The sequence below is a fragment of the Streptomyces botrytidirepellens genome, assembly GCF_003721215.1.
GTDB classification, from domain to species: Bacteria; Actinomycetota; Actinomycetes; order Streptomycetales; family Streptomycetaceae; genus Streptomyces; species Streptomyces himastatinicus.
The window spans coordinates 1-11583 of sequence record NZ_RIBZ01000773.1 but is presented as its reverse complement, the minus strand read 5'-3'; the positions used below and the strand labels follow the sequence as shown (position 1 = coordinate 11583).

9 protein-coding genes and 1 pseudogene are annotated in these 11583 nt (G+C 71.8%); 4 read left to right on the top strand and 6 right to left on the bottom strand.

Features of this window, described 5'->3' with window-relative positions; genetic code table 11:
• Nucleotides 1–605 (top strand): annotated as a pseudogene (locus EEJ42_RS39420) (IS5 family transposase); the annotation flags it as partial.
• 26 nt (nucleotides 606–631) lie between these two features.
• Here the strand turns inward: EEJ42_RS39420 and EEJ42_RS39415 are convergent.
• A complete protein-coding gene (locus EEJ42_RS39415; RefSeq protein WP_123106961.1) occupies nucleotides 632–1921 on the bottom strand; it encodes an FAD-binding protein in 1290 nt (429 codons plus the stop codon).
• A 225-nt stretch (nucleotides 1922–2146) separates the two neighbouring features.
• On the opposite strand from EEJ42_RS39415, the gene EEJ42_RS39410 reads away from it, so the two are divergent.
• The 3 genes from EEJ42_RS39410 (at nucleotide 2147) to EEJ42_RS39400 (ending at nucleotide 5885) form a co-directional block, all read left to right on the top strand.
• Nucleotides 2147–3004, top strand: a complete 858-nt coding sequence (locus tag EEJ42_RS39410) for an MIP/aquaporin family protein (RefSeq protein WP_123106960.1) — start codon at nucleotides 2147–2149, stop codon at nucleotides 3002–3004.
• A 10-nt stretch (nucleotides 3005–3014) separates the two neighbouring features.
• Entirely contained in the window at nucleotides 3015–4532 is a 1518-nt protein-coding gene (gene glpK, locus EEJ42_RS39405; RefSeq protein WP_123106959.1) for a glycerol kinase GlpK, read from the top strand.
• Nucleotides 4533–4742: 210 nt separating this feature from the next.
• Nucleotides 4743–5885, top strand: coding sequence for a glutathione-independent formaldehyde dehydrogenase (locus EEJ42_RS39400; RefSeq protein ID WP_123106964.1), 1143 nt, complete (start codon nucleotides 4743–4745; stop codon nucleotides 5883–5885).
• Between the two features lie 50 nt (nucleotides 5886–5935).
• Here the strand turns inward: EEJ42_RS39400 and EEJ42_RS39395 are convergent, their stop codons facing one another.
• The 5 genes from EEJ42_RS39395 to EEJ42_RS39375 form a co-directional block, all read right to left on the bottom strand.
• A complete protein-coding gene (locus tag EEJ42_RS39395; RefSeq protein ID WP_123106963.1) occupies nucleotides 5936–8032 on the bottom strand; it encodes a beta-galactosidase in 2097 nt (698 codons plus the stop codon).
• 56 nt (nucleotides 8033–8088) lie between these two features.
• A complete protein-coding gene (locus tag EEJ42_RS39390; RefSeq protein WP_123106962.1) occupies nucleotides 8089–8931 on the bottom strand; it encodes a carbohydrate ABC transporter permease in 843 nt (280 codons plus the stop codon).
• Nucleotides 8932–8936: 5 nt separating this feature from the next.
• Complete coding sequence (locus tag EEJ42_RS39385; RefSeq protein WP_123106958.1) at nucleotides 8937–9794, bottom strand: carbohydrate ABC transporter permease; 858 nt, start codon at nucleotides 9792–9794, stop codon at nucleotides 8937–8939.
• Nucleotides 9795–9807: 13 nt separating this feature from the next.
• On the bottom strand, nucleotides 9808–11139 hold the full coding sequence (locus EEJ42_RS39380) for an ABC transporter substrate-binding protein (protein ID WP_123106957.1): 1332 nt from the start codon (nucleotides 11137–11139) through the stop codon (nucleotides 9808–9810).
• Between the two features lie 43 nt (nucleotides 11140–11182).
• The coding region (locus EEJ42_RS39375) for a substrate-binding domain-containing protein (RefSeq protein ID WP_148082184.1) at nucleotides 11183–11583 on the bottom strand (401 nt) is incomplete at its 5' end.

Sequence of the window (11583 nt, the reverse complement as noted above, 5' to 3'; positions counted from 1 at the left end):
GCCCAGGCCGACGCCGATGAGGACCTGACCTGGGCCGTCTCGGTGGACTCCACGATTGTGCGGGCTCACCAGCACGCGGCCGGAGCCCGCAAAAAGGGGCCCCGGCCGGCGAGCCGCCCGACCACGCCATCGGCCGGTCGCGCGGCGGACTGACCACGAAGACCCACCTCGCAGCGGATGCCCGGTGCCGGCCCCTCGCGTTCGTGCTCACTGCCGGACAGGCCGGTGATGCACCTGCCTTCCCCGACGTCATGGCCCGCCTCCGGGTTCCCCGACGGCGTGGCCGTCCGCGCACCAGGCCGGACATGGTCCTGGCAGACAAGGCCTACTCATCCCGCGGCATCCGCGACCACTTGCGCAAGCGCGGCATCCGGGCAGTGATCCCGGTCCCGGCCGACCAACGTGGCCACCGGCTGCGACGGGGCAGCCGAGGCGGCAGACCACCGGCCTTCAACCGCGAGGCCTACAAGCAGCGCAACACCGTCGAGCGATGCATCAACCGCCTCAAGCAGTGGCGCGGCATCGCCACCCGTTACGAGAAGACCGCGACGATCTACCTGGCCGGACTCCACATCGCAGGCATCTTCCTCTGGTCCGCCCGGTGATCCGAACGAAACGGCCTAGACGCCCCCTAGCGGTCGGCCCGCCAGGAGTCCGCCGGGAAGAAGTCGTCCAGGAAGGGGTTGCGGAACTTCCCCGCGGGGTCGTGGTCGGCCAGCAGCCGCCCGAAGTCGGCGGCCCGCTCGTACGAGGCGACGATCCGCTCGGGGGGCACCGTCGTGAGCTTGCCCCAGTGCGGCCGCGCCCCCAGCGGCAGGAGCAGCTCTTCCATCGCGGCCACCACCTCGATGACCGCGGCGTGGTCCGGCGCCCAGGTGAAGTGCAGCGCCACACTGTCCCGGCCGTACGCGGGGCTCAGCCACAGGTCGTCCGCCGCGACCGTGCGGACCTCGGAGACCTGGACCAGCGGCGCGATCCGGTCCCCGAGGCTCCGCAGCGCCGCGAAGGCCTCGGTGGCCGCGGTGCGCGGCAGGATCAGTTCCGACTGGAGCTCGTCGCCGTTGCTGGGTGTGAAGTCCGGCCGGAAGTGCGGCAGCCGCTCGTGCCACGGCCCGGGCGCACCCAGCTGTTCGGTGCAGTGCAGCGGCGGCATCGCGGGCACCGGATGGTGGTGGCGGTCGGCCGGGCGGGCGCCCAGCCACGGCTGGCCCGGCTCGGGCGGGCCCGGCAGGTCCGTACGGCACTTCAGCCACACCACGCCCTCGTCCGACTGCCAGTCGGTGAAGACGCTGACGCTGTACGCGGCGGCGAAGATCTCGTCGAAGCTGTCGCCCAGCCGGTCCAGCGGCAGCCCGGTCCACACCCACTGCGCCACCTCGTACGCGGGCTCGATGTCCAGCGTCATCGAAGTGACGACGCCCAGCCCGCCGAGCCCGACCACGGCACCGGACAGCCGGTCGGTCCCGATGTCCCGGCGCAGCTCGGTCACATCGCCCTCCGGGCCCACGATCTCCAGGCCCGCCACCGACGCGGCCAGACAGCGCTGCACGTTGCCGGAGCCATGGGTGGCGGTGGCGCAGGCTCCGGCGACCGTGATGTGCGGCAGCGAGGCGAGGTTCGCCAGGGCGTAGCCCGCCGTGTGCAGTTCCTCGGCCACCTGGGCGTAGCGCATGCCCGCGGCGATGGTGGCCGTCGAGCCGTCGGGGGCGATCTCGACCCGGTGCGGCATCCGCTCCAGGGACACCAGATCGCCGTCGGTGTCGGCGATGCGGTTGAAGGAGTGGCCGGTGCCCAGCACCCGGACCCGGTCGGCGGAGCCGACGATCCGCCGCAGTTCGCCGGGCGTGGCCGGGCGGTGCAGCCGGGCCGCGCCGAAGGTGATGTTGCCTGCCCAGTTGGTGGTCGCTCCGGTAGTCAGCATCCGTGGGTCCTGTTCCTGCTGGGGGGCTGGGCCCGCTCCGGGCCTGGGGTGATGTGGCAAGGACCTTGGTACAGGCCCGCCCCCTGATCCGTACAGACCGCCCCGGCCGCCGCCCGATGTGACCCGGACGGAGCAGCAGGACGGGCCACCCGAGCGGGGGCGCGCACACGATGGTGCGGAACGCGATCGGTACCGCCGCTCGCGCACCGCTGGAGAGGGGCGGCCATGGCGGACGAGAAGGACACCGGTACGCGTGGCGGCATGCTCGGTGAACTCTGCGCCGAGTTCGCCGGCACCATGATCCTCATCCTCTTCGGCTGCGGTGTGGTGGCGCAGGTGGTGGCGGGCGGGGCGCTCACCAAGCCGGTCGGCGCGCTCGGCGACCACGACTCCATCTCCTGGGCGTGGGGGCTCGGTGTCACCCTCGGCGTGTACGTGGCGGCGCGGCTCAGCGGCGCGCACATCAACCCGGCGGTCACCCTCTCCCTGGCGGCGTTCAAGGGTTTCCCCTGGCGCAAGGTGCTGCCGTACGTCACGGCCCAGACGCTCGGCGCGTTCGTCGCGGCCCTCCTGGTGCGCTGGAACTACACCGAGGTGCTGGCGGGCGCCGACCCCAAGCACACCTTCAAGACCCAGTTCGTGTTCTCCACCCTCCCCGGCAACGGGTCGCTGCCGGTCAGCGAGTGGGGTGCGCTGCGCGACCAGATCATCGGCACCGCGATCCTGGTGCTGCTGATCTTCGCCCTCACCGACCTCCTGAACGATCCGCCCCAGGCCAACCTCGCGCCGTTCATCATCGGCCTGATCGTGGTCGGGATCGGCATGGCGTGGGGCGCCGACGCGGGCTACGCCATCAACCCGGCCCGTGACTTCGGCCCCCGGCTCGCCAGCTTCATCACCGGCTACGACACCGCGTGGCGGGACCAGTACGGAAACCTCTACTTCTGGGTGCCCATCGTCGGCCCGCTGGTCGGCGGCCTCGTCGGCGCCGCCCTCTACAAGGTCCTGATCAGCCGGTTCCTCCCGGCGGCCGGACCGCGGGAGGTGGGCCGCACCCCGGCCCCCGAGGGCCCCGAGAGCTGAAGGAGCGGGCATGCCGGACTTCGTCGGTGCCGTGGACCAGGGGACCACCAGCAGCCGCTTCATGATCTTCGACCACGACGGCGGCGAGGTGGCGAGGTACCAGCTCGAACACCACCAGCTCCTGCCCCGCGCGGGCTGGGTCGAGCACGATCCGGTGGAGATCTGGGAGCGCACCAACTCCGTCATGCAGAACGCCCTGCGCGCCGGCGGGCTCTCACCCGCCGACCTGGCCGCGATCGGCATCACCAACCAGCGCGAGACCACCGTCATCTGGGATCCGCGCGACGGCCGCCCGTACTACAACGCCATCGTGTGGCAGGACACCCGCACCGACACCATCGCCTCCGCCCTCGAACGCGACGGCCACGGCGAGACCATCCGCCGCAAGGCGGGGCTGCCGCCCGCCACCTACTTCTCCGGCGGCAAGATCAAGTGGATTCTGGAGAACGTCGACGGGGTCCGGGAGGCCGCCGAAGCGGGCCACGCCCTCTTCGGGAACACCGACGCCTGGGTGCTGTGGAACCTCACCGGCGGGCCCTCCGGCGGCATCCACGCCACCGATGTCACCAACGCCAGCCGCACCATGCTGATGAACCTGGAGACCCTCGACTGGGACGACGAACTGCTGGACATCTTCGGCATCCCGCGCGCCATGCTCCCCGCGATCAACCCCTCCTCCCACCCCGAGGCGTACGGCCGGGCCCGCACCTCCCGCCCGCTGCGCACCGCCACCCCCATCACCGGGGTCCTCGGCGACCAGCAGGCGGCCACCGTCGGACAGGTGTGCTTCGCCCCCGGCGAGGCCAAGAACACCTACGGCACCGGAAACTTCCTGCTCCTGAACACCGGCTCCGAACTGGTCCGCTCGACCAGCGGACTGCTCACCACCGTGGCGTACCAGTTCGGCGACAGCCCCGCCGTGTACGCCCTGGAGGGCTCCATGGCCGTCACCGGCTCGGCCGTCCAGTGGCTGCGGGACCAGATGAAGGTCATCGACGACGCCCCGGGCAGCGAACGCCTCGCCCGCACGGTCGAGGACAACGGCGGGATCTACTTCGTGCCCGCCTTCTCCGGCCTCTTCGCCCCGTACTGGCGCTCCGACGCCCGCGGCGCCATCGTCGGCCTCACCCGCTACAACACCAATGGCCATCTGGCCCGGGCCACCCTGGAGGCCATCTGCTACCAGAGCCGGGACGTGGTGGAGGCCATGGAACGCGACGCGGGCATCCACCTCGACGTCCTGCGCGTGGACGGCGGTGTCACCGACAACGAGCTGTGCATGCAGATCCAGGCCGATGTCCTCGGCGTCCCGGTCAGCCGCCCCGTCATCGCCGAGACCACCGCCCTGGGCGCCGCCTACGCCGCGGGCCTGGCCACCGGCTTCTGGCGGGACACCGACGAGCTGCGCTCGCACTGGAGCGAATCCCGGCGCTGGGAGCCCCAGTGGAGCGAGGAGCAGCGCGCCGAGGCCTACGCGGGCTGGAAGAAGGCCGTGGAGCGCACCCTGAACTGGGTCCCGGTGGACTGACTCGTCCCCGACCGGGGCCGAGGGCAGAGCCCCGCCGGGCGGCGGAGCCGCGTATCCGATGGTGCGGGAAGGGGCGGGGCGGGGGAGTTGCATCGGCCACCGAACCGGAGTTCGCTGGAAGTACCCGGTGGTGGCGTCGCGACACCCTGGGGACGACGGCGTGTCCGCCACCTGCCACCGCTGGAGCGACCCGACGCGGAGGTGATCGAGGTGAAGGCCGTCGTCTATGAGAAGCCCTTCAGTGTGACGGTGAAGGACGTCGACGATCCGCGGATCCAGCACCCGAACGACGTGATCGTGCGCGTCACGTCCAGTGCGATCTGCGGATCCGATCTGCACATGTACGAGGGCCGCACGGCGGCCCGGCCCGGCATCGTCTTCGGACACGAGAACCTCGGCGTCATCGAGGAGGTCGGTCCCGGTGTCGCCGCGCTCACCAAGGGTGACCGGGTCGTCATGCCGTTCAACGTGGCCTGCGGGTTCTGCAAGAACTGCCTCGCGGGCAACACCGGATTCTGCCTGACGGTCAACCCGGGCTTCGCGGGCGGCGCCTACGGCTACGTGGCGATGGGCCCGTACACCGGCGGGCAGGCCGAACACCTCCGTGTCCCGTTCGCCGACTTCAACTGCCTGACCCTGCCCGAGGTCGACCTCGAGACCGATTTCATCCTGCTCGCCGACATCTTCCCGACCGGCTACCACGGTTGTGAGCTGGCCCAGGTCGCCCCGGGCGAGAGCGTCGTGGTGTACGGCGCGGGCCCGGTCGGGCTGATGGCCGCCTACTCCGCGCTGCTGCGCGGCGCCTCACAGGTGTTCGTGGTCGACCGGGTGCCCGAGCGGCTGGCCAAGGCGGAGGAGATCGGGGCGATCCCCATCGACTTCACCCAGGGCGACCCGGCGGAGCAGATCAAGGACCGTACGGACGGCGAGGGCACGGACAAGGGCGTGGACGCGGTCGGCTACCAGGCCCAGGCGCCCGACGCCAGCCACGAGGAGCCCTCGACCGTCCTCAACGGGCTGGTCGACACGGTGCGGCCGACCGGCATGCTCGGTGTGCCGGGCCTGTACGTACCGTCCGACCCGGGCGGCCCGGACGAGCACGCCAAGCGGGGTCAGCTGCTGCTCTCGATCGGCCGGATGTTCGAGAAGGGGCAGCGGATGGGCACGGGCCAGTGCAACGTCAAGCGGTACAACCGCCAGCTGCGCGACCTGATCATCGCCGGGCGCGCCAAGCCCAGCTTCGTGGTGTCGCACGAGCTGCCGCTGGACCAGGCGCCGCAGGCGTACGAGAAGTTCGACAAGCGGGTCGAGGGCTACACCAAGGTGGTCCTGCACCCGGCGCTGGCCGCCTGAGCCCGCGCGGTGTCCCGGGGCCGACCGCGCCGGCCCCGGGACACCCGGCGTCAGACCTCCCGCAGGACCCGTACGTCCCACGCCCCCAGCGCGAGGCGGTCGCCCGCCCCGTACTCCGTCCCCGACACCGCGTCCCGCACCGCCGCGGGCAGCGTGACGGTCACCTCCTCCCACGACCAGTTGTGCAGGAACCGCACCCGGCGCCCGTCCCGCGCCGTCGCCCCCGTCGAGGTGACGGCGGGCTGGGGGAGCCGCCAGCCGGGGGTGTCCGGCGCGGTCTCCGGGGCCGCCCAGCGGAACAGGGCCTCGGCGAACGACGGATCCGGCACGGTGCCCACACAGGTGATCCGGCCGTGTCCCAGGCGGCGGGTGGTGGCGGCCGGCCAGCGGCCGAAGTGGGGGTGGCCGTACGCCGCGAGGGGCTTCGCCCCCGAGGCCACCAGACCGTCCGCCCACCGGGTGGCACGCGCCCCGGACGGCAGGTCGAGCGGCCCCGTGCCGCGCACGGCGAGCCCGTCGCCCCCGAGGTTGCTGAACTCGTCGTACGACACCCCCGCCGCCTCGGCGAGCCGGGCGGGCTGGACGTCCGTCCGGGCCCGCGCCTCGTGGTCGGCGTAGCCGGTGCGCGGCCCGAGGAGCAGATGCCCGCCCGCCTCGGCGTACGCGGTGAGCAGGTCGAGCGTGGCGTCGTCGGCGATGTACAGCGCGGGGACGACGAGCAGCGGGAAGCGTCCGGCGATCCGCTCCGGCGGCTCGTCCGCCAGCTGGCCCACGTGCAGGATGCGGGACTGGAGCCCGGCGTCGAAGGCGCCGCGGTAGAAGGGGTCGAGGATGCCGTGGTACGAGCGCCGGTCGGGCCCGCCGTCGGGGGTGGCGAGCGGTGGCTGTCCGCTCAGGGCCCACTTGCTGCGGGAGGAGTAGACGAAGGCGGCCTCGGCGTCCGGGGTGAGCGAGGCCACGAGATCCCCCGCCGCCTCCAACTCCACGCCGAGGCGGGCGAGTTCGGCGTAGACGCGCCCGGGGCGGCCGTTGTGCGGCAGGACACCGCCCCAGTAGGTCTCGGCGCCGAAGTGCAGCGTGTGCCAGTGCCAGTACTCGATCATGGAGGCACCGCGTGAGATCAGGGCCCACGCGGCCTGCCGCCACTGGCCGTCGTAGGCGGGGCGGTTGTTCCAGGAGTGGCCGATGGCCTGCGCGTCGGTCTCGGTGACCAGGAACGGTTCCTGCCGGGAGGAGTACATCCGGTCGGCGCTCTGGTACAGGGCCCAGGTGCCGGTGGCGGTCCAGTTCTGGTCGGCCGCGGAGCGGTCGGGCAGGGCGAGCGCGTCCTGCATGGTGTAGTACGGGTTGCCCGCGGTGACGTCCAGCCGCCGGGTCAGCTGGTCGTCCTCCACGGCGGGCCGGTCGTAGGCGATGCAGGTGGTGACGAACTGCTCCGGCCGCGCGTACTCCCGCACCAGATCCGCCTGCCAGCCGATGAATTCCGTGGTCAGCCGGGCCTGGAAGCGCCGCCACGCGTAGTCGTACTGGGGCTGGGCGTTGCCGTCCGGCGTCCACAGGTCGGCCCAGGTGGAGAGCCGGTGCGACCAGTAGACCAGCCCCCACTCGCGGTTGAGGGTCTCCACGTCGCCGTACCGGGACCGCAGGTCGTCCACGAAGCGCTGGAAGACGCCGTGGTTGTGGAAGAGTTCGAGACCGGGCTCGTTGTCCACCTGGAAGCCGATCACGGCCGGGTGCGAGGCATAGTGGCCGAGGATCTTCCGGATGACCCGTTCCGCGTGGAAGCGGAAGGCCGGATGGGTGAAGTCGGCCTCCTGCCGCGCGCCCCACGGGGTGCGCCGCCCGGTCCGCCGCTCGCCCGCGATCTCCGGGTACTGCCGGGCCAGCCACGGTGGTACGGCGTACGTCGGGGTGCCCAACACGACGGAGATGCCGCGCTCCTGGGCGCCGTCCAGGACCGGCCGCAGCCAGTCCAGTTGGAAGCGGCCGTTCTCGGGTTCCCAGGTGGACCACACGGATTCGCCGACCCGGATCACCGAGAAGCGGGCCGCGGCCATCAGGTCGAGGTCTTCCTTGAGCCGTTCGTACGGCTGGTACTCGTGGTAGTAGGCGGCGCCGAAGAGGACCCGGCCGGGCAGCTGGTGCATGGACACTCCCATTCCTCTCGCGTGCTGGGCGGTATGGATTACTGGGCGATGTGATGTCAGCCTTTGACGGCTCCGGTGGACAGCCCCTCCAAGAGCTGCCTGCGCAGGCGCACAAACACCGCCACGGCGGGCAGCACCGCGAGCACGGCCCCGGCCAGCACCAGGTCGTACTGGCGGTTCTCGGCGCGGAAGAGGGTCTGGAGACCGAGCGGCAGGGTGTACTGCTCGCTGTCCGAGACCAGCACCAGCGGCCACAGGAAGCTGTTGTAGCTCTGGAGGAAGGTCCAGACCCCGAGGGCGCCGAGCGAGGGCCGCAACAGGGGCAGCACGATGCGCAGGAAGATGCGGAACTCCCCGCAGCCGTCGATCCGGGCGGCCTCCAGCACCTCGTCGGGCACGCCCTGCACGATGTACTGCTGCATCATGAAGATCCCGAACGCGGGCGCCACCCAGGGCACGATCAGCGCGAACCAGGGGCTGCCCAGACCCGTTTTGACGAGGACGACGAACAGCGGCACCAGGATCACCGCGAACGGGATCGACAGCGAGCTGAACATCACCCCGAACAGCAGCCGCCGCCCGGCGAAGCGGAACTTGGCGAAGCCGTACCCCGCCAGCGCGCACACGAACACCGACACGACGGTGGCCGTGAGCGCCACCACCGTGGACATCAGGAACCACCGCCCGAAGGGCTGATCGCTCAGCAGCGTCCGGTAGTTGTGCCAGGTCGCCGGGTCGGGCAGCAGCCGCGGCGGATAGCCGAAGATGTCGCCGCGCGGCTTGAACGAGCCGCTGAGCGCCCACACCAGCGGCGCGGTGAAGGCGGCCAGCAGGGCGGCCAGCGTCGCGTAGAGCAGACACCGGCGGGCGAGCAGGCCGAGTCGTCCTCCCGGGTTCATGGGGTTCACACCGGCCTCCCGATGCCGAGCAGCCGGTTGAAGACCTGGCTCACGGTGAAGACGACCGCGAACAGCACGACACCCGCGGCCGCCGCGTACCCGAACTGCTGCCGCTCGAAGGCGGCCCGGTAGACGAACTGCGCCACCGACAGCGTGGCCTCGGACGGTCCGCCGCCGGTGAGCAGATACGGTTCGTCGAAGATCTGGGCCGCCCCGATGAACGACGTCACCAGCACGAAGGCGGTGACCGGCCGCAGCGCGGGCAGGGTGACGGCGCGGAAGGTGCGCAGCCGCCCGGCGCCGTCGAGCGACGCCGACTCGTACAGCTCGCGCGGCACGTTCTGGAGTCCGGCCAGGAAGAAGATGGTCAGATACCCGGTCCAGCGCCACACCATGACCAGGCAGATGCTGACCCGGGCCATCGTCGGATCGCCCAGCCAGTCCACCCCGCCGGTGCCGAACAGGGCCCGCAACACCGCGTTGGCCAGCCCGAAATGCCGGTCGAAGATCAGCCCGAAGACGAGGGCCACCACGATCGGCGACACCACCATGGGCACGAAGTAGGCGGTCCGCCACAGATCGCGGGCCCGCAGCCCGCGGACGTTCAGGGCCTGGGCGATCAGCAGCGCGGCGGGCACGATGACCGCCACGCTCACCAGGACGTAGACCCCGGTGTTGCCCAGCGCCCGCTGGAAGCTGCCATCGGTCAGCAGATGGTGATAGTTGCGCAGGCCCACCCAGTGCGGCGCGCCGAGCCCGACCCATTCGCACAGGCTGAGCCACAGTGCCACCCCGATGGGCACCAGCATGAAGAGGACGTACAGCAGATAGAAGGGAGCGATGAACAGATAGGGCGTCGCCATGTGGTGCTCCCGTCTACCGGCCGGCCTGGTCGCGGAAGTCCTCCGCCGCCTCGCGCAGCGCTTCCCGCGGGGACGCGTCGCCGCGGTAGGCACGCAGCAGATGGCCACTGAGCACGTCGTGGAGGATGGACTGATCGGGGCTCATATGGACGGGCGGAACGTCGGCCAGCAGCGCGGTGTACACCTCGAACGGCCGCTGGCCGCCCAGGTACGCGTCCTCGGTGCGCAGCAGCGCGGGGTCCTCGAAGACCGAGCGCCGGGTGGGCAGATAGCCGGTGCGGCGGAAGCGGCGCACCTGCCCCTCGTGGGTGAGCCAGGTGGCGCGCAGGAAGTCCACGGCGGCCCGCTCGTTCGCCGTGCCGCGCAGCACACCGAAGCCGGTGCCGCCCGCCGTGGAGGTGGCGTGGCCGCCGCGGGAGAAGCGGGGGAGCGGCCGGATGCGCCATCTGCCGGACTGTTCGGGGACGTTTGCCATCAGCCCGTACACCTTGTACCAGCTCGCCATGGCGAGCCCGGCCACCGTGCCCCGCTTGAGCGCGGCCTGCATGGCGCCGCCGTAGTAGTCGCCGATGTCGATGACGAAGCCGTCCCGCAGCCCCCGGCACAGGAACTCCAGCACCTCCACCGCCTCCGGCGAGTCGAGGGTCAGCCGCTGCTCCGCGTCGAACAGCGCGCCGCCGCGCTGGTGCAGCAGCATCTGGAAGGACTGCACCACCTGGTTGACGTCGCTGCCCGTCACCACCGCGTTGAGCGCGATGCCATGGCGCCGGTGGGCCAGGGCGCCCACCTCGGCGAACTCCTCCCAGGTTTCGATGTCGACGGGCAGCCGGTACCGGGCGAACAGGTCGTGGCGGTAGTAGTGGACGACCAGCGGGGTGTCGGAGTCGAGGGCGTAGAGGTGGCCGTCCCGGCGGTACGGCGCGGTGCGCGCGGGCAGCAGATCGGCCCTGAGGCCCGGCACGGCGGCGATGTCGCCGGTCAGGTCGCGCAGCAGCCGCTCGGCGATGTCCCCGCGCAGCATCCGGGGGAAGCCGTTGATCTCGAATCCCATCAGATCCGGGATCCCGCGCCCGGCCACGGCCTGCGCGAGCAGTTTGGTGACGAGGTCGGCGGCGCCGGCCCGGGTCACGTCCAGCCGGTAGCGGAAGTCGGTGCGCCGGTCGGCGCCGGGTATCCCGGTGCGGAAGAACGTTTCGTAGCCCTCGTCATGCGTCCAGAGGGAGAGGTTCACGGGGCCGGAGGTACGGACGGCGGTGGCGCGGTGGCCCGCGCAGGCGGTGGTGCCGAGCGCGAGCCCGCCGCCGAGGAGTGTGCGTCGGGTGAGGTGTGGGGACGGTCCTCTCATCTGCGGCTCCAGAGGGGTGTGCTGCCTTGACTGGCTGCCTTGACTAAGGGGGTGGCGCGGTCGACTGACGTACCGACAGGTGCACGGGGAGGTCCGCGAGGCCGTCCGGGCGCGCCCGGCCCTCGATCCGGGCCAGCAGGACGCCCAGCGCCCGGTCGGCGAGGGCCTGGAAGTCCTGCCGGACGGTGGTGAGCGGCGGGGCCAGATACGCGGCCGCCGGGATGTCGTCGAAGCCGACGACACTGATGTCGCCGGGCACCGACAGGCCCGCCTCGGAGAACGCCCGCAGCGCCCCGATCGCCATCTCGTCGTTGGCCGCGAACACCGCCGTCACGCCCGGCGTACGGGCCAGCCGCAGCCCCGCCGTGTGCCCGGCGGCGGGCGACCAGTCGCCCGCGTCGGGCAGCGGTGGCTCGGGGGCCCCGGCCGCCGCCAGCGCCTCCC

What these genes read in the sequence shown, in the direction of transcription:
- EEJ42_RS39410 (WP_123106960.1), top strand. Translation starts at nt 2,147, where the DNA reads ATGGCGGACGAGAAGGACACCGGTACGCGTGGCGGCATGCTCGGTGAA.
- EEJ42_RS39415 (WP_123106961.1), bottom strand. Translation starts at nt 1,921, where the DNA reads ATGCTGACTACCGGAGCGACCACCAACTGGGCAGGCAACATCACCTTC.
- EEJ42_RS39380 (WP_123106957.1), bottom strand. Translation starts at nt 11,139, where the DNA reads ATGAGAGGACCGTCCCCACACCTCACCCGACGCACACTCCTCGGCGGC.
- EEJ42_RS39385 (WP_123106958.1), bottom strand. Translation starts at nt 9,794, where the DNA reads ATGGCGACGCCCTATCTGTTCATCGCTCCCTTCTATCTGCTGTACGTC.
- EEJ42_RS39390 (WP_123106962.1), bottom strand. Translation starts at nt 8,931, where the DNA reads ATGAACCCGGGAGGACGACTCGGCCTGCTCGCCCGCCGGTGTCTGCTC.
- EEJ42_RS39395 (WP_123106963.1), bottom strand. Translation starts at nt 8,032, where the DNA reads ATGCACCAGCTGCCCGGCCGGGTCCTCTTCGGCGCCGCCTACTACCAC.
- glpK (WP_123106959.1), top strand. Translation starts at nt 3,015, where the DNA reads ATGCCGGACTTCGTCGGTGCCGTGGACCAGGGGACCACCAGCAGCCGC.